Source organism: Dolichospermum planctonicum (genome assembly GCF_005402965.1).
Classification (GTDB): domain Bacteria; phylum Cyanobacteriota; class Cyanobacteriia; order Cyanobacteriales; family Nostocaceae; genus Dolichospermum; species Dolichospermum planctonicum.
The window spans coordinates 1-19,136 of record NZ_BJCF01000032.1 but is presented as its reverse complement, the minus strand read 5'-3'; the positions used below and the strand labels follow the sequence as shown (position 1 = coordinate 19,136).

16 protein-coding genes are annotated in these 19,136 nt (G+C 37.3%); 9 read left to right on the top strand and 7 right to left on the bottom strand.

The genetic code is table 11. The features are described from left to right. Positions 1–2: 2 nt before the first annotated feature. Entirely contained in the window at positions 3–497 is a 495-nt protein-coding gene (msrB, locus tag FFO06_RS14045) for a peptide-methionine (R)-S-oxide reductase MsrB (protein WP_137908588.1), read from the bottom strand. Between the two features lie 278 nt (positions 498–775). Here msrB and FFO06_RS14040 point away from each other — a divergent pair, with 278 nt between their 5' ends. From FFO06_RS14040 to FFO06_RS14030, 3 genes are read left to right on the top strand one after another with little or no spacing between them, the layout of a single operon-like run. Beyond that, positions 776–1,021: a DUF7219 family protein gene (locus tag FFO06_RS14040; RefSeq protein WP_028084617.1), complete on the top strand. Its 246-nt coding sequence runs from the start codon at positions 776–778 to the stop codon at positions 1,019–1,021. 29 nt (positions 1,022–1,050) lie between these two features. Beyond that, positions 1,051–2,232, top strand: coding sequence for an acyl-CoA dehydrogenase family protein (locus FFO06_RS14035; RefSeq protein WP_137908587.1), 1,182 nt, complete (start codon positions 1,051–1,053; stop codon positions 2,230–2,232). 53 nt (positions 2,233–2,285) lie between these two features. Continuing rightward, positions 2,286–3,059 (top strand): class II glutamine amidotransferase, encoded by a 774-nt coding sequence (locus tag FFO06_RS14030; protein ID WP_137908586.1) that lies wholly within the window; start codon positions 2,286–2,288, stop codon positions 3,057–3,059. Between the two features lie 141 nt (positions 3,060–3,200). On the opposite strand, the gene FFO06_RS14025 is transcribed toward FFO06_RS14030, so the two are convergent. Beyond that, positions 3,201–4,265, bottom strand: coding sequence for a sulfate ABC transporter substrate-binding protein (locus tag FFO06_RS14025; RefSeq protein ID WP_137908585.1), 1,065 nt, complete (start codon positions 4,263–4,265; stop codon positions 3,201–3,203). Positions 4,266–4,773: 508 nt separating this feature from the next. Between FFO06_RS14025 and FFO06_RS14020 the strand changes: the two genes are divergently transcribed. The 5 genes from FFO06_RS14020 to FFO06_RS14000 all read left to right on the top strand — a co-directional run bounded on the left by FFO06_RS14020 (position 4,774) and on the right by FFO06_RS14000 (position 8,880). Further along, the gene (locus FFO06_RS14020) at positions 4,774–5,868 is read left to right on the top strand and encodes a sulfate ABC transporter substrate-binding protein (protein ID WP_137908584.1); all 1,095 of its coding nucleotides are present in this window, start codon (positions 4,774–4,776) and stop codon (positions 5,866–5,868) included. Between the two features lie 10 nt (positions 5,869–5,878). Continuing rightward, positions 5,879–6,742 carry a sulfate ABC transporter permease subunit CysT gene (gene cysT / locus FFO06_RS14015; protein ID WP_137908583.1) on the top strand — a complete coding sequence of 288 codons (864 nt, stop codon included), beginning with the start codon at positions 5,879–5,881 and terminating at the stop codon, positions 6,740–6,742. Continuing rightward, positions 6,729–7,568: a sulfate ABC transporter permease subunit CysW gene (cysW, locus tag FFO06_RS14010; protein WP_137908582.1), complete on the top strand. Its 840-nt coding sequence runs from the start codon at positions 6,729–6,731 to the stop codon at positions 7,566–7,568. Before cysT ends, cysW begins: the two co-directional genes overlap by 14 nt. Before the next feature lie 140 nt (positions 7,569–7,708). Next, positions 7,709–7,975, top strand: coding sequence for an NIL domain-containing protein (locus FFO06_RS14005; protein WP_137908581.1), 267 nt, complete (start codon positions 7,709–7,711; stop codon positions 7,973–7,975). Positions 7,976–8,097: 122 nt separating this feature from the next. Then, entirely contained in the window at positions 8,098–8,880 is a 783-nt protein-coding gene (locus tag FFO06_RS14000; protein WP_137908580.1) for a Uma2 family endonuclease, read from the top strand. 61 nt (positions 8,881–8,941) lie between these two features. Here the strand turns inward: FFO06_RS14000 and FFO06_RS13995 are convergent, their stop codons facing one another. From FFO06_RS13995 to FFO06_RS13975, 5 genes are all read right to left on the bottom strand, one after another. Then, positions 8,942–11,026, bottom strand: coding sequence for a TonB-dependent receptor plug domain-containing protein (locus FFO06_RS13995; RefSeq protein WP_137908579.1), 2,085 nt, complete (start codon positions 11,024–11,026; stop codon positions 8,942–8,944). 231 nt (positions 11,027–11,257) lie between these two features. Further along, positions 11,258–12,538, bottom strand: a complete 1,281-nt coding sequence (locus tag FFO06_RS13990; RefSeq protein WP_137908578.1) for an energy transducer TonB — start codon at positions 12,536–12,538, stop codon at positions 11,258–11,260. 227 nt (positions 12,539–12,765) lie between these two features. Then, on the bottom strand, positions 12,766–13,104 hold the full coding sequence (gene petJ / locus FFO06_RS13985; RefSeq protein ID WP_137908577.1) for a cytochrome c6 PetJ: 339 nt from the start codon (positions 13,102–13,104) through the stop codon (positions 12,766–12,768). Positions 13,105–13,309: 205 nt separating this feature from the next. Further along, positions 13,310–13,804 (bottom strand): GNAT family N-acetyltransferase, encoded by a 495-nt coding sequence (locus FFO06_RS13980; protein WP_137908576.1) that lies wholly within the window; start codon positions 13,802–13,804, stop codon positions 13,310–13,312. Between the two features lie 110 nt (positions 13,805–13,914). Beyond that, entirely contained in the window at positions 13,915–15,084 is a 1,170-nt protein-coding gene (locus tag FFO06_RS13975; RefSeq protein WP_137908575.1) for an RpoD/SigA family RNA polymerase sigma factor, read from the bottom strand. 1,054 nt (positions 15,085–16,138) lie between these two features. On the opposite strand from FFO06_RS13975, the gene priA reads away from it, so the two are divergent. Then, positions 16,139–18,607 (top strand): primosomal protein N', encoded by a 2,469-nt coding sequence (priA, locus tag FFO06_RS13970; RefSeq protein ID WP_137908574.1) that lies wholly within the window; start codon positions 16,139–16,141, stop codon positions 18,605–18,607. The last annotated feature ends 529 nt before the right edge of the window (positions 18,608–19,136 follow it).

Sequence of the window (19,136 nt, the reverse complement as noted above, 5' to 3'; positions counted from 1 at the left end):
ACCTACGCAGGTGTAAACTGTAATGATACACCATTCATACAGTAGCGCAAGCCGGTTGGTTTAGGACCATCATTGAATACATGGCCTAAATGTCCACCACAATTACTGCAATGCACCTCAGTTCTGGTCATAAAAAATGACCTGTCTGTAGTCGTAGCAATTGCTCCCTCAATTGGCTTAAAAAAGCTCGGCCAACCAGTACCACTATTAAATTTAGTCTCTGAAGTAAACAAAGCTTGTCCACAACCAGCACAGACATAAGTACCAGGTTCATATTGCTTATCCAAGGGACTGGTATGGGGAGGTTCTGTACCATGTTTCCGCAACACCCGAAACTGTTCTGGTGTCAGGATACTCTTCCACTCTTCCTCAGTCTTAGTAACTGCAAACTCTGTATTAGAAAGTGCCATTGTTTCTGAACTCCAATTGATATAACGGGAAAAAAAGGCTGTACCGACTAATACGGCACCCATTTGCAAAAAATAACGTTTGTCCATAAACCTATTATTTGCTATTATTTGCTATTTTTCTTTTCCTACCCTAACCAACTCTAGCAAGTTTCTTAATTCTCCCCGATAAATTGCCAAATATTCCCTAAAAATGTCTTGCCTAATTCAGAAAAATATGTAATGCTCGTAAAATAAATTTTCAAACTACTCTATCTCTATCGGATTATCGGGCTTTACAACCCAAAGTCCGTAAAATGTCAAGTTTGTATCTCTACCTAATCACGACTACTGATAATCGAATATTGATTACAAATCAAGAAATTACCATGAGACAAGAATCTGATTTACTATCTGAGATATGTGATTTTCTTTACCCTCGCAGTTCCTATTACGGTCAGTTTAAACCGGAATATTTAGTTTTTAATGCTAATCTCCAAGAATTTGCTCAACGGGTAAATTATATTTGTAATTTACAAACAGGTGGTAAAATATCTCCACAGGAGGCTTACAAACAAATTCATAGTTTGTGGAAACAATTAAAACAGGCTAAAAAACAGTTAGAAATTGAATAAAGATTTTTCATAAGTAGGTTTTGAGATTAATGGGAAATGATTTTGAATTAGAAGTCAAAGATTACATTGTTTTAGCTCAGTCTTTAGCAGCGGAATTTGCCCAAACTGCCATAGAAAGAGATGCTCAAGGAGGTACACCAAAACAAGAACGGGATAGTTTGCGACAAAGTAACCTACTCAAGCTGATTATCCCTAAAGAATATGGAGGAATTGGCGCAAACTGGATAACTACATTCAAAATAATTCGGGAATTTGCTAAAGTTGATAGCTCCTTAGCTCATGTTTTCTCATATCACCAAATTGGGGTAGTTATTCCCCATATCTTTGGTACAATTGAGCAGAAACAATATTACTATAGCGAAACCGTTAATCATAATTGGTTTTGGTGTAATGCTCTTAACCCTAGAGACAAAAGAGCAGTTATTACAGCACAGGAAAATCATTTTTTACTTAATGGTAGTAAAAGCTTTTGTTCCGGTTCCGTAGATTCTGATATTTTACCACTTTCAGCTATTGATCAAACAACGGGAGAATTAATTATTTTAGTCATTCCCAGTCGGAGACAAGGAGTAAAAATTCATACTGATTGGGATAGCATGGGACAACGCCAAACTGATAGCGGTAATATCAACTTTGACAATGTGATTGTTTATCCCCAGGAAATAATTGGTGCTAGATACAACCAAAATTCTATTTTTACTACTATTCGTTCTTGTATAACTCAACTCAACCTGGCTAATATTTACTTAGGTATTGCTGAGGGTGCTTTTGCATCAGCTAAAAATTATACTCAAAATTGTAAAAAACCTTGGTTGACATCAGAGGTGGAATGTGTTAATAAAGATCCTTTTATTCTTCACCACTATGGTACTATGTGGGTAGACTTACAAGGAGTAAAGGCCTTAGTTAACCAAGCCATAGAATTACTACAAGCAGCTTGGGAAAAAGAACACAACCTCACCCCAACACAAAGGGGAGAATGTATGATAGCTGTGAATACTGCTAAAGTTGCAGCAACCAAAGTAGGTTTAGACATTACCAACCGCATTTTTGAAGTTATGGGCGCATCCTCTACGGGTCAAAAATATGGCTTTGATCGTTATTGGCGAAATATGCGTACTTTTACACTTCATGATCCGGTTGATTATAGACTGCGGGAAATTGGTAAATGGGCTTTGAATGATGAATTTCCCCAAACTGGTGCTTATTAATTTTAATTTTTTTTAATGTTATTCTTGAGTTTACAATCAGAAGTACAACGCTAATGTGCCAACTTCTAGGAATGAACTGCAACGTACCCACAGACATTTGCTTTTCCTTTGAAGGATTCTCCGCACGGGGGGGAAAAACAGATGAACATAGCGACGGTTGGGGAATTGCTTTTTTTGAAGGGAAAGGATGTCGGATTTTTCTAGATGCTGAAGCTTCTATAGCCTCACCAATTGCTGAGTTTATCCGTCAGTATCCCATTCATTCTACTCATGTTATCGCCCATATTCGTAAAGCTACTCAAGGGGAAATAGCCCTAGAAAACTGTCACCCTTTCCGTCGAGAACTTTGGGGAAGATATTGGGTATTTGCTCATAATGGTAATTTACCAGATTTTTACCCAGAAAACAACGGTATTTTTCAACCTGTGGGTACTACTGACAGTGAAAGAGCGTTTTGCTTAATCCTTAATACTTTGCGATCGCATTACCCCCAAGGAAAACCACCCTTAGGAGAACTTTACCACACATTACAGACAATTACCAAGGAAATAGCAGCTTGTGGATCTTTTAACTATATACTCTCAGATGGGGATCACTTTTTTACCCATTGTTCAACTAAACTTTGTTACATTATTAGACAAGCACCCTTTGCGGCCGCTCACTTAATTGACGAAGAAATGACTGTAGATTTTAGTGAATTGACTACACCAAGCGATCGCGTTGCTGTGATTGTAACTACACCACTTACGGATAATGAAGTTTGGACACCCATTCAACCGGGAGAATTACTAGTATTTGAGGATGGTTTACCACTACGAAATATCTAGATTTAACTCGATATTTCTCAATAATGCTGATTTATCCCCTATATATGTGATTTTCATTTTGAGAACATGGACAAGAAGAGGGATAAACGAAAACAGCAACCCCTCTTTTTGATTCCGGCATTAAATTACAATCTGGTATATTTAGCGTCGTCCACTTTGAATTTTGTCAAAGATAGCACTATCTGCAAAGAACTTCTTCTGGACACCATTCCAACCCCCTAGACTATCTATAGTATATAGTTTGACAATCTTAGGGAATTTATTCTGTACTTCTTTGGAAACAGTTGGGTCAACTGGACGAAAACCAACCTTAGTAAATTCCCTCTGTGCTTGAGGAGTAAATAAGAACTTAACAAAAGCTTCAGCAACTTCACGATTTCCATGTTTATCCACATTTTTGTCCACAACTGCCACAGGTGCATCTATAGAAATATTTACTGGAGGAATTGTGTAAGTTGTATCTGTTTTTCCCTGTTGTGCGGCTAAAATGACTTCGTTTTCATAGTTTAATAATACATCACCCTGCCCTTTTTTGTAAAAAGCATCACTAGATTCTCGTGCGTCTTTGGGTAATACAATCACATTCTTAAACACATTTGTCACGAATTTTAAAGCCTGGCTTTCATTTCCGCCATTTTTCACCACAGCACCCCATAAAGCTAGAAAGTTCCATTTAGCACCACCAGATGTTTTTGGATTTGCAGTGACAATTTTAACATCAGGTTTGATTAAATCAGCCCAAGTCTTGATATTTTTCGGATTACCGTTACGAGTTTCCAAAGCTACCACCGAACGAGTAACAATGGCATTATTTGGAGCTTCCTTCTCCCAACCTGGTTGAATTAAACCGGCTTGTTCAATTTTTTTAATGTCCCCAGCCAATGCTAATGCTACCACATCTGCACCTAAACCATCAATGACAGCGCGGGTTTGAGAACCCGAACCACCGTAACTTTCACGAATGATCACATCTTGGCCTTTTTCTCTTTTCCATTTTGCTACAAAATCGGGAATAATTTTCGAGTAAGCAGCCTTGGTAACAGCATAGGTGACTAAGGTAATTTCTACTTTTTTACCACTTTGACTGATTATTTGCGTTTTCTGGGTTGTATTTGCGAATACAGGTAAAATTGTCCTGATACTTAAACCAGTTGCTAAGAATAAAGCGGGAAATAATGGCTTTGTTGTTACAGAATTATTTGTCATGGTGTCCTTAACTGAGTGTTAACTGGGTATTAATATAATCTGCGATATCCCTGTCGGAATATCGTATTTGTTTCTCAGGAAAGAGCATATCAGATACAATAAATAAAATCAATAGTTTTTACACTTAAAAATAATCATTTTCCTATCGGGTATTGTATGTATTATATATTGCAAATAATTTTAATAAGTTATAATAATAATTAAATTGCTTAAATATTTCTAAGCAATTTAAACTCTAAATATATTTTCGAGTATTTATTAGTCATAAGTGTTTAAAATAAAAACTTATTAAGCAATTCTGATTGATAAATCAGAATCAAGATGATCAGAAATTGATACCTGACAATTAAAGATGTTGTCATTTGTCCCACATACTGCTAAAATCTCCCTATTCCCTATCGTCAATATGCAGTTTTACCTGGTATTGATTACTAAATACCTGCAAAGGGCTTGTAATTAAAATCTTGCGCTTTAGCAAAATTCAAAGAGATTAATTAAAGGAGAAAAGATGAATTTGTGGTATAAATTACTAAAAATACAGCAACAGACCTGGAGAGCAAATTCCCTCAAAGGCTTTGTATCACTTTTTTTAGTAGGAACTGTATTGAGTGTATCTCTCGCTGCTTGCTCTGGGATAAAAAGCAGTAATTCAGCAAATAAAAAAGGCAATGTAGAACTAACCATTGTATCATTTGCTGTTACTAAAGCTGCTCATGAGGCAATTATTCCCAAATTTGTGGAAAAATGGCAAAAAGAACATAATCAAACTGTGGTTTTTAAGCAAAGCTACGGTGGTTCAGGTTCGCAAACTAGGGCTGTAGTTGATGGGTTAGAAGCCGATATTGTTCATCTAGCACTAGCTTTAGATACGCAAAAAATTGAAAAAGCGGGATTAATTCAGCCTGGGTGGGAAAAAGAATTTCCTAATGACAGTATTGTGACTAAATCTGTTGCAGCTTTAGTAACTCGTGAAGGTAATCCCAAAGCTATCAATAACTGGGCTGATTTAGCGAGAAATGATGTTAAATTAATTACCGCCGATCCTAAAACTTCTGGAGTAGCGCGGTGGAATTTTTTAGCACTTTGGAATTCAGTAATTAAAACAGGTGGAGACGAAGCAAAAGCAACGGAGTTTGTGACTAAAGTTTATAAAAATGTCCCTGTCTTAACTAAAGATGCTCGTGAAGCTACAGACGCATTTTTTAAACAAGGCCAAGGTGATGCTTTAATCAATTATGAGAATGAAATTGTTTTAGCCCAAGACAAGGGTGAAAAAACTAATTATATTCTTCCTGATGTGAATATTTCCATTGATAATCCCGTTGCTATTGTTGATAAAAATGTTGATAAACACGATAATCGTGAAGTAGCAGAAGCTTTTGTTAAATACTTGTTTACTCCCGAAGCACAAGAGGAATTTGCAAAAGTGGGATTTCGTCCTGTAAATGAAACAGTGGCTAAAAATAAGGCGTTTGCGGACAAATATCCGCCCATAAAAACTTTGAGTACAGTTCAAGAATTAGGTGGTTGGGAAGCCATTCAGAAAAAATTCTTTGCTGAAGGAGCTATTTTTGATAAAATTCAAGCTAAGAATAAACAATAATTTTTGAGTTATGAACCTATCTTCTGGTGTAACAACTAATATTCAACCTGGGAAGGTGTTTTTAAATAATTTAATTCATCTTCCCTGGACTTGGCGAATTACTTTGGGATATTTAACTATCATGTTATTTATTCCCATTGTCGCTATGTTTCTCAAGGCCAGTACAGAGTCACCAGCAAAGTTTTGGGAAATTGCCACTAGTGACTTAGCATTGGCTACCTATAATGTAACTTTTGTTACGTCTTTATTAGCTGCTTTACTTAATGGCGTGTTTGGAACTTTGATTGCTTGGGTATTAGTGCGGTACGATTTTCCTTTTAAACGGATTATTGATGCTACAGTAGATTTACCTTTTGCATTACCAACATCCGTAGCAGGTTTAACACTGGCAACAGTTTATAGTGATAATGGCTGGTTGGGTTCACTGTTAGCACCAATGGGCATTAAAGTATCCTTTACCCGTTTGGGTGTAGCAGTAGCCATGGTATTTATATCCTTACCTTTTGTGGTGCGGACTGTACAACCTGTACTTCAGGAAATGGAGGCAGAAATTGAAGAAGCGGCTTGGAGCTTAGGTGCTTCTCAATGGCAAACTTTCTGGAAAGTGATTTTACCTCCTTTATTACCGACAATTTTAACTGGTGTCGCTTTGGGTTTTTCCCGTGCAGTTGGGGAATACGGTTCAACAGTAATTATTTCTTCTAATACACCCTATAAAGATTTGATTGCACCTGTGTTAATTTTTCAACGTTTGGAACAGTATGACTATGCTGGTGCAACTGTAATTGGTGTGGTTTTATTAGGAATTTCTTTGGTTTTGTTATTAGCAATTAATTTCTTACAAGCTTGGGCAAGAAGATATGACAATAGATAAAGTTAAACAGGGAAAAAAACAAAGTTGGGTACCAACAATTTTAATTGGTGTAGCAATTTCCTACTTATTTCTGGTTCAATATATTCCCGCCATTAATGTTTTTTTTGAAGCCTTCAAAAAGGGATCTGGACCATTTTTATCTAACCTGGCAAAACCGGAATTTCTCCACGCAGCTTGGTTAACTTTATTATTAGCTGTAATTTCTATTCCTCTAAATGCAGTTTTCGGTTTATGTGCGGCATGGGCGATCGCTCGGCACAAATTCCCAGGACGTGCTATAGTTCTCAGTATCATTGACTTACCTTTTTCTATCTCCCCAGTTGTCGCCGGTTTAATGATAGTTTTATTGTACGGGAAACAGGGTTGGTTTGGACCTTGGTTAGAAGCATTAGATATTAAAATCATCTTTGCTTTTCCGGGAATGGCAATGGCTACGGCTTTTGTGAGTATGCCTTTTGTGGCCAGAGAAGTAATTCCTATTTTAGAGGAATTTGGTAAAGACCAAGAAGAAGCCGCCAGAACATTAGGTGCAAATGATTGGCAAATTTTTTGGCGAGTCACTTTACCCAGTATTCGTTGGGGTTTACTCTACGGTTTAATCTTAACAAATGCTAGAGCAATGGGCGAATTTGGTGCAGTTTCTGTAGTCTCTGGTAACATTGCTAATACAACCCAGAGTTTACCATTATTTGTGGAAGACGCTTACAAACAATATGAAACCGAAGCGGCTTTTTCTGCGGCTGTGATTTTAGCACTTTTGGCGGTTGTTACTTTGATACTCAAGGAAATTATAGAACGAAAAACCCGTATTAAAGAAGTTGAATAACCGGTAATGAGTAATGGGTAATGGGTAATGGGTAATGGGTAATGGGTAATGGGTAATTGGTAATGGGTAATGGGTAATGGGTAATGGGTAATGGGTAATGGGTAATAACTCAACTATTAAATTACATCTTAGGAGTTGTTATGAGTAGTGAAAATCCCTTGGTAAATAAGAGAATTAGAGTCAGAATTTCTCAAGATCATCATCAAGAACCCGTAATTTCTCGCCTAGTTTCCGAATATAACTTAACTGTCAATATCAAAGCCGCAATTCTTGGACAAAATGCTGTAGGTGACGGTTGGTTTGATTTAGACCTACAAGGAACAGAAGCACAAATTGAAAACGGGTTAAATTATTTGCAAGAATTGAAATTACAAGTTTGGGATGAAAATAGTATTAGTGATTGGTGAAAAAATTGGTGAAAAAATTGTAGGCTGGTAATAGTAATGAGAATTAATAGTAATGGCTCAACTTTGATATACTTTAATTAATTTGCACAAACATTTCTCATTTCGGGTTGAAGGTTAATACAATGGTACTCGAAGCCCCGTCTATCAAAGCTAAAACAACCATCACCTGGGAACCTCTACCAGCTAATTTTATATTACCCGACGATCCTGTAGAAAATATTCAACAACCCGCCCTCGCAGCGGCTTTAACCGATGCTTTGGGAGCTTCAGGATATATCCAGCCAGAAATGCTCATTGGCTCGAATTTGGGGCTGGTAGCAACAGTTAATAAAAAAATCGTCGTCAAAGCTCCAGACTGGTTTTATGTTCCTCAAGTACATTCCGTACCAGAGGAGGTAATTCGTCGTAGTTATACCCCTAATACAGATGGTGCGGCCGTCACAATTGTGATGGAATTTCTCTCAGAAGCAGAGGGAGGAGAACTATCCATTAGATCAACGCCTCCCTATGGTAAACTGCATTTTTACGAGCAGATTCTCCAAATACCCACTTATGTGACTTATGATCCCTATGATAGTAGTCTAGAAGTCCGTTATTTGCAAGATGGCAGATATATTTTACACCCAGTAGATAATCAAGGGCGGCTATGGATTCCACAATTGGAATTATACCTGGGAATCTGGTCTGGGGAAAGGTTGGGACAAACCATGAACTGGCTACGTTGGTGGGATAAATCAGGTAATTTACTACTGTGGAGTTCAGAACAAGCAGAACAAGAACGCCAAAGAGCAGAACAGGAAAGACAAAGAGCGGAGGAGGAAAGACAAAGAGCAGATAGAGAACATCAAAGAGCAGAAAGACTAGCTGCTAAATTGCGGGAATTGGGAATTGAGCCAGAACCGTAGAACCCTGTAAAATCGTAGGTTGGGTTAAGCAACAGCGCAACCCAACAAAATCAACAAAATCTTATAAATTGGAACTTAAACCCACACGGAAAGTAAAACCAGGACTATAAATTCGATTAACTCGTTCGTACTGTTCACCTAATATATTTTCTAGGTAAAAAGTTAGTCCCAAATTTTTATTTACAGGAATGCGGCCACTAAAATCTAAATTAAAGAAAGATGGCGCAAAATCTGTATTTTTTTGTCCAGCACTACTGTTATTAAAAATAGAACGACGAGAACCACTATTATAAGTAGCATATAAATTACCCTCCCATCCATCTTTTTGATAACCAATGCCAGTTTGTAGCCAAGAATAGGGAATTAACCCTAATTGTAATCCTGTTTCTGTACCAGTTTTGATTTGAGCATCTGTATAAGTGTAGTTGAGAAAAGTTGACCAATTACGATTAACTTTTAATTGCAATGCTGTTTCTAAACCATTGGTATCAACTAAACCAATATTTTGCCATTTTCCACTAATTATTCCCAAACGATTATCTAAACTATTTCCAAAATAAGTAAATTGTCCTAACAGTTTTTCCGAGAATTTGACATCTACTCCCGCAGTCCAAGTAGAACCAGTTTCTGGTTTTAAATCCGGGTTAGGATTCCAATTATGAACCGTATCAAAAACATATAATTGATCTAACCCAGGATTGCGCTGCGCCCCAGACCAACTACCACGAAATGCTACCGTTGGATTAACAGTATAACGTAAACCTCCACTGGGATTAAAATAACTACCAAATTGACTATCAAAGCTTTGTCTTAACCCTAAATCTATTTGGAAAGTATCGCTAATTTTCCAGGTATTAACAGCGAATAAAGCTGTATTTAAAACGCTTCTATCTTCTCTTTCATTTTTAGGAATTAGGACAGGATTTGTACTCAAAACATTGCCAATTAAATCGGTATTTTTTAGGTCTAAACCCCAGCGCAATTGATTATTTTCATGGAGTTTCCATTCATGATCTATCCTGGTTTTAAATTGTTGTGTATCTAAAACTCCAGTTCTGTAAAATGTCGCTCCCGTTGGTCCATAGGTGCTAAAATAATCTCGGTTGTAGCCTAATGTAGTTGTTAAATTGGAATCTTCCCCTTCACCCAATTTAGTTTTCCAAGATAAACCAACATTTAAACCATCATGATCTAATCTATCTTTTTGCAAGGGGAAACCGAAATAAATCAAACCCCGACGACTACTGAGGGTAGTTACATCTAAATTTAAAGAATTTTTAGCATCTAAATCTATACCCACACTACCAAAATAAGTGCTGGTAGCTGTATCTGCATTAAATAACTTTCCTTCATTATCTCTATTTGCAGCCCCGACAGGAACAGGATAACGGTTATCTATAAAGAACCTTTCAAAACTAAAATTGTATTTTACCTTATTAGTTGAACCACCATAAGTTAACTGTTGATTATTTAGATTTAATGAGCCAAATTCTAAACTTCCAGTTAATTTAGGTTTACCATAACCTGCTTTTGTGATAATATTCACAACTCCACCAAAAGCTGAAGAACCATATAAAGAAGATGCTGTACCACTATATAATTCGACCCTTTCAATAGCCTCCACAGGAATGCTATTTAAATCTGTTGCACCATGATAGGTACTAATATTTGTATTAATGGGTCTACCATTAATTAGAAATACAGATTGTTCAATGGAAGCTCCTCGATAATATGTTCCTGTGTGAATATCTGCACCATGTCCCACATTATTAATTGCAAAACCGGGCATTTTTTTCAAAACATCAGCAACACTAGTTGCACCCTGTTTTTTAATTTCTTCTTTCTCAATTACATAAGTAGGAGTAGATTCAGGAAGAATGTCTTTTTCTCCAATCGTTTCTAGAGATATATCTGGATCATTTGTAGGTGTTAAATCTCCTGCTGAATTGGGTTCTGTCTTAACTTCATTCTCTCCTGGTTGTTGAGTTAATAATTTAGCATTTGTGCTGGGTAATTCAATTTCATTTAAATTAGGAATATCTGACTTGACTGTATTTTTATTATGCTCATGATCAGCAGCTATAGAGGGAAATGCTACTAATAAGCTCAATAAAGATACTGGTAAAACAAAGAATTTTCTATTCATATTTCTCGACTCACACCCGGTAATAACAATCACTAATTGGAATTTTCCCTATTAATAGCAACAGTGTCAAAAGACAAGCTGTCATAGTTGAATTAATCTAGCAAATAAGAAGGTGACTAGAAGTCACTGCTACACAAACCAAGTCCGCCTACGCGGACTAATAGAAAATTACAGCACACAGGTGGTAACTGAAATTATCGAAGTGTCGGCTTGCTTTTGTGGCCGGGACTTCTAGTTACCCACGCTAGGTTTTTCTCTTTGACGTTCTTGACGTTTACGGTAAAGTTGCGATCCTTTCATGACAAAATTAACATCCGTTGTCACTCCTTTTCTTCCTCCCTCTTTAGGTGTTAACTTCCAGTCTTGTGCATATTTTTCGGCTGCTTCGTCTAGTTCGCTATCACCACTGGAACGAATTAACCGCACCTGCGTAACAGTACCATTGTCATCTGTATCAATAGCAATTAATGGAGTACCTTCTGCACCACGCCTCCTGGCTCTATCTGGGTACTTAATTTGACACAAAATACATTCTGCTGCACGATTTAACTTAGAACTATTTTCTATCGTGGGTTTTGGTGGGGTAGCTATTGGGTTACTTTCTGCTTCAGCACCATTACCAGCACCATTACCCGTACCATTACCAGCACCATTACCCGTACCATTACCAGCACCATTACCCGTACCATTACCAGCACCATTACCCGTACCATTACCCGTACTATTCCCATTCTGGGGTAACTGTGTGAAAACGGTGGGGTTTGTTGAGGGGATATTGTAGGGACTAATATTGGTTGGAGTTTCTGAATTTAATGGTGGGATATCTATTGGTTTTGTATCTGCTTGGGGTTGAGTAGACGGGAAGTTATTTGAGTTTTGATCTAATTTCTGTATTGGATTGATTTTTGGTAATTTCAATATGGTCTCAGGTTGAAAATTCGTGTTTTCAATTGGGTCTATTTTTACAGGGTTTTCTATAGTCTCAGGTTGAAAATTCGTGTTTTCAATTGGGTCTATTTTTACAGGGTTTTCTATGGTCTCAGGTTGAAAATTCCTGTTTTTAATTGGGTTACTTTTTGGTAGTTTTGCTATTATTCTGGGTTCAAAATTGGTAACTGTTTGGGATGGTTTAGTGATAAAGTGATTGGTGATTTTTGGTTGGTACTGTTTAGCTATAGGTGGTACAAATGAATTGATTAGACTACTACCTTTTTCTATTGGTATGGAAATTTCTTCGCTGTTATTTCCACCACCGCTACTACCAGAATTGATCTTGACTGGAGATTTTATTTCTGTTGCTGGTTGAACAACTTTTTGGGGTATGGTTTCCAAAATTGTCAGTTCAATTGGTTCTTCTCTAATTTCCCTGACTCTGTGAAAAAACTTATTAATACTTAAAGCTAGTACCCCAATATGCAATGCTACTGAAACAATGAGACTATAGAAAAGAAAAGTTTTCAATGCTTCAGCTTCTTTTTCGCGCTGTTCTATGATAAAACCTGATAACCCCATATTTTATTACTAATTTTGATAATTATTTATTTGATTGAGAATAGAGTCAAAAATGAAATCAATATGATTACTAGTCCATACAGGTAAACTTTGTTTGTGTAGTTGCGATTGATAATCGATGTATACTTTGAAAACAAAGAATATACTAAATTAAGTTCAATTCAGTATAAATATTTAGCGGGACAAAAAGTCCCGCATATTGTTAAGCCATCAAATCCGATGTAAACTTACTTTTTCCAGTCTTTATCAGCCTGTTCTAGTACATAAGCAGCTACATCTTCTATTTGATCTTCTTTTAACTTTTTGCCAAAAGCTGGCATAGCTCCTTTACCATTAGTAACCTGGGCAATAATTGCTTCAGCAGAGTACATACCGTACTTTTCCAAAGCGCCCTTTTTCAAGGTTTTAGCAGCATTAACTAAATTTCTACCACCAGCGTGACAAGAAGCACAATTAGCACTAAATACTGCTGCTCCCCTGGCTGCATCTGCCGCTAAAGCGGGACTACTAAAGGCAAATGTGAAGATAGTTACGCTTAATAGTAATACGGAGATAATCTTTTTCATCAGGTGTTCTCTCTACAATAATGTCTGAGTCAGTGCCAATATCCTCTATAATTCTCATTGGATTTCGTTGCATTAGTCAAACGACAGACTGTCGAACTTGGCTCTAATAATTGAGAATTGGAGATTAATTGGTTGATATTTTCAGGGTTTTGGCAAAATGTAAAATTATGTAAATGGAAATTGAAGACTGGCTAAAAGAATCTGTTTATTTTTGATTTGCTAATTGGGTCAGACCTGTTTCTGTCACTCGACAAATCCGCCAATCTTCTAAAATATCTGCTCCCATATTGCGGTAAAATTCTTGGGCTGATACATTCCAATCTAAAACACTCCATTCTAAACGCCCACAATCCCTTTCTACAGCTATTTGGGCTACTTTGGTTAAAAGTGCTTTACCAATGCCTTGGCGGCGATATTCTGGGGAAACAAAGATATCTTCTAAGTAAATGCCTGGCTTAGTCAGAAAGGTTGAATAATTATGAAAAAATATGGCAAAACCTACAGCCTGACCGTCAATTTCGGCTATAATCGCATCTACATATTTTGGTGAACCAAATAAGTGATCTTTAAGTGCTTCTGCATTACCAATTACAGCATGAGATAGTTTTTCATATTCTGCAAGTCCTTGAATTAATTTAAAAAGCGTTTTTACATCACTAACTTGAGCAAATCGAACAATTAAATTAGTATTAGCAGTCATTAGTCTGTAGTCTCTAGTCTCTAGTCCACAGTTCGTAGTTTATATCCAAATGGACAAATTTTTTTAACCACTGACCACTGACCACTGACCACTGACTAATGACTAATAACTTATACCAACCATCCTTTTAAACGCTTGGCTATGTGGGGACGGCGTAACTTTCGCATGGCCTTACTTTGGATTTGACGGACTCGTTCACGGGAAAGATTAAACATATTACCCACCTCTTCTAAGGTACAGGGTTCGCTGCTGGTGAGTCCATAGCGCAGGGAAATGACATCTTTTTCCCTGGGGGTGAGTACGTCCCCTAAAACTTCCCAAATCTCCTGACGCATCATGTTTTCGTTCATTTTTGCTTCGGGAGACTGGTTGTCTTCATCTTCCAGCAAATCCATTAACTCAGTGTCTTCTTCTTTACCAACACGGTGGTTAAGGGAAAGCGCCTGTCGTCGTAGTTGCTGAAGTTGACGCAGTTGGTGAACCGTAATTTCCAAAGCTTCGGCCATTTCCGACTCCGTTGGGTTACGAGAGAGCTTTTGTTTCAGTTCCCGTTGTGCTTTTTTAAGTTTGTTAAGTTTTTCAACAATATGGATTGGTAAGCGAATAGTTCTGGCATCATTTGCGATCGCTCTTGTAATCGCTTGTCTAATCCACCAATAAGCATACGTAGAAAACTTATATCCTTTATCCGGGTCAAATTTTTCCGCAGCGCGGTTTAAACCCATTGCTCCCTCCTGAATTAAATCTAGAAAAGGGACACCACGATTTAGATATCGTTTCGCAATAGATACTACTAACCTCAGATTAGAACGAATCATTTTCCGTTTAGCCACTCTCCCCTGATACAGGCGGCTTTCCAGTTGTTTTTCCGTCATTTCTAGCTGGGAAGCTAATTCACCTTTACTGGGCTGCGCTCCTGATTCTAATTCTAAAGCGGCTTGTAATTCTTTAACTTCTTCTAAAAATCTCACCCGTCGCGCCAATTCCACTTCCTCATCAGGTTTAAGTAGTGGATAACGCGCCATTTCCTTAAAAAATGCGCCTACAGCATCATCATTTTCGGTTTTATTATATCCCGAAGGACGGGCCGCGGCCATGTCATCACCATTGCGTTCTTCTAATTCCAAGTTTTCGACAATTGAGGTATCTTCATATACTACTTGCTCTAAACTCTCCAGTGATGGTTCTTCATGATCGGTAATATTCTCCAATATTTCCATTGTTCCCAATTCAGCAAGATTCATAGTTTCCTTTAGGGATTGTTGCTTAGTTTGGTACATAATTTTATGACAATGACCTCTTTCAGGCTTGATAGTTTTCCCCTTAGGACAAAATACACCTTATCACTAGCAAAATGATCTCTTTTTGATCATTCCAGATTAGGAATGCAAATCAGTATTTGTCCATGATTTTATCTGTGGCTCGATACAACGTATAATCATTAATGGCTTTAGCATTCATAAGAAATATCTATTTTGTGAATACCAATAGACATATACTCCTTTCTTGTCTCAATTATTAAATATGTTAGCCCCCCCTTGATTATAACTTTAACAAATATCGAGGATGTAAATTAATCAGATCCTATACCCATCCTAAATGATTTGTGAAAAATTTTGTTGGTTGTTGCCTGTAGATATCCTCTGCGTAAAGCTCATAAATCAAGAAGAAATCATATATATTAAATTTTCGTGGCTTTTTGGCAAAGTTTACATTTTTTTCCGGTTTCAGTGAAGAGGGTAATTGAATAAATCGCCATTTTGGTACTAGAGTTATTTCTCTCTACGAATATTTACTAAATGATCCAAAATACAAAAATGGCAACTTAAAATCCGGACAATATTTACTATCTAAAAGCATCTCATCTCGAAAAAAAATTTAATATCTATCAACAGATGGAAAAACCCTATACCTGATTTGGTAAATTCATCTCTGGTTAATTAATAAGAGAATTTATCAGTTACTAACTATTTTCTAGACTATCAAGAAATTAAACTGTTTAATTAGCTAATTACCTCTTATCTATTACCTATTTATTATCATCTAATCCTATATCTAGCGATAGGTTTTAAAAAGAATTATCAACTTACACTTAATTGTTACTAAGCTAATGTAGATAACTTTATTTGCATACTTGACATCAAATACCTGTTGCAGGTATGCTACCAAATAATTGGTCTAGTAAACTACATAAGTTAAAGATTATCAAGTATTATCAATAATTTAAGTATTGTAAAATACTATTTACTTGTAGTCAAACCAAGGGATATAATCAATCAAGCCCGAAAAGAGCCAAGTGCATGAACAAAATATTTGTTTATAAATTCAGAAATTATGTATACTATTAATGCAAAATCATTTGTTATCGCTGTAGCTGAACCTGGAGGATCATATCAGTCTCAAACAACATTATCTCAATGGGTTGAAGTCCTTGTAGACTGTCCAGGATGTTCAGATTTATTTACCTATAAAATACCAGAACATTTACAAATCAAACCAGGGGATATTTTAAGTGTTCCCTTCGGTGGGACACAGGTAGGTGGTGTCGCTATTCGCTTATTAACTCAAACACCCGCAGACTTACCACCAGAGAAAATTCGTGAAGTAGAAGATGTTGTTAGTGAAGGGTTTTTTCCTAGTGGTTATTGGACACTACTCAATCGTGTTGCATCTTATTACTACACACCCCTAATTCAAGTCATTCGCGTCGCTTTACCACCAGGCTTGTTAGGAAAATCACAACGTCGTCTGCGCTTAACTCCCTTGGGTAAAGAAAATATTCCTGTTTACATAAGCCCTACAGCCCAGCAAATAATCACCCTCTTAAACAAAACCCCGACAGCAGACTATAGCTATCACTACATTCAGCAAAAAATTAAAGCCGCGTATCGGGGAATTAGGGAATTAATTCGTTTAGGACTAGCAGAAAACTATTTAGAACCGCCACGACTCACCCAACCGAAATTACAAAAAGCTGTCATATTATTAGATAATAATGATCACGATTTAACACCCCGTCAAAAAGAAATTGTCGAAGTTTTAAGACGACAGGGGGGAGAAATGTGGCAAAATGAGCTATTACAACTTTGTAGTACCAGCACTTCCACACTCAAAGCCTTATTAGATAAAGGTTATATAATAATTGAAGAAAAAGAAATATTACGTAGAGAAACAGGACCCGCAATAGCCGGAGATTGGGCGAAATCCTTAACACCAGCGCAAAATCACGCCTTAGAAACTATTACTTCCTTAACTGGATTTAGTAAAGTATTGTTACACGGGATAACAGGTTCAGGCAAAACGGAAGTATACTTACAAGCCATATCACCCCTACTTGAACAAGGAAAATCCGCCCTCGTCTTAGTTCCCGAAATTGGACTCACACCCCAACTCACAGACAGATTCCGCGCTAGATTTGGGAACAAAGTCCACGTTTATCATAGCGCCCTTTCCGACGGTGAACGTTACGACACCTGGAGACAAATGCTCACAGGAGAACCACAAATCATCATTGGGACTCGCAGCGCCATTTTCGCACCTTTACCCAACTTAGGCTTAATTATCCTGGACGAAGAACACGACAGCAGCTTTAAACAAGATGCTCCCATTCCCACCTATCACGCTCGCACCGTCGCCCAATGGCGAGCCGAATTAGAACATTGTACATTGATTTTAGGTTCAGCAACTCCCTCTTTAGAAAGTTGGGTAAGCAGAAATCAACAATATCTATCATTACCAGAACGCATTCACTCCCGGCCATTACCCCCCGTGGAAATCGTAGATATGCGTCAGGAATTGAAAGAGGGAAACCGGTCTATTTTTAGTAGAAAGCTGCAAGATGCTTTACAACAATTAGAAGCAAAGCAACAACAGGGAATATTATTTATTCATCGGCGGGGACATAGTACATTTGTATCTTGTCGTAGTTGTGGATATGTGTTAGAGTGTCCCCACTGTGATGTATCCTTGGCTTATCATCATGTAGAAGAGGGAGCGCCAGAATTATTACGTTGTCATTATTGTAATTATGGGCGCTTACATCCTCCCCATTGTCCCGAATGCAGTTCCCCTTATTTAAAATTTTTCGGAAGTGGTACTCAAAGGGTAGCGCAGGAATTAACCAAACAATTTCCCCACCTGAAAATAATTCGTTTTGACAGTGATACCACTAGTACCAAAGGTTCACACCGTCAACTCCTCACGAAATTCGCTAATGGTGAAGCCCATTTATTAGTAGGAACACAAATGCTCACCAAAGGCTTAGACTTACCTCAAGTTACCTTAGTGGGTGTAGTTGCTGCGGACGGACTATTGCATTTATCAGATTATCGCGCCAATGAGCGCACATTTCAAACCCTCACCCAAGTTGCGGGGAGAGCGGGAAGAGGAGAAGATCCAGGTAGAGTAATTATCCAAACCTACACCCCAGAACATCCTATCATTGCAGCAGTGCAAAAACATGATTATCAATCTTTTGCTGAAGAAGAATTAAAACAAAGACAAACCCTTAATTATCCTCCTTATGGGAGATTAATCTTATTGCGGTTAAGCAGTTTAGATCCCATTCAAGTACAAAACACAGCGCAAATTATCGCCACATTTTTGCAAGACAAAGCAGAATTTGAGATATTAGGACCTGCACCAGCTAACATATTACGAGTAGCCAACCGTTATCGTTGGCAGATATTACTTAAGTTTGCCGCTGACACATTACCAAACCTACCAGACTGGATAGAAGTGCGATCGCTTTGTCCAAATTCGGTTAGTCTAACAATTGATGTAGATCCGATTAATATAATGTAAACTTGAACCTCTTACCTCCGTGTCCTCAGTGCCTCTTTTGTAGGGTGTGTTAGCGACAGCGTATAGTTATATAAGATTTAATTTATTTTGTCTCAGGATGTGATTGGATGATTTTTGGTGGGAACTTGGGGATTTTTCAGGATGTTTTTGAATGATTGTTTTTGAATAATTTAAACGATCTATAAACTACCATCCTGTTAATCCTTTAATCCTGGATATTATCTCGACTTACTTCGACAAGCTCAGTACAAGTCGCTCGATAACCACCTGATTTGTGACAATTAACCCATTCCTAACAAATTCTACGCACTTAAACTTACAACATCTATAAAACGTGCAACTGCAAGATTTTTGCGATTGAGTTTAATTTTTTCAATTTTATGTAATGTTTCTGCTGTTATATACAGCAGTTTCCGAAGTTATGAGGTACAGTTAGTAATAATAAAGATAATACTGTCATGAAAGCATATTCAGTGGATCTCCGAGAAAAAATAGTTGCAGCCCATATTGAGGAAAAAATATCAATTCG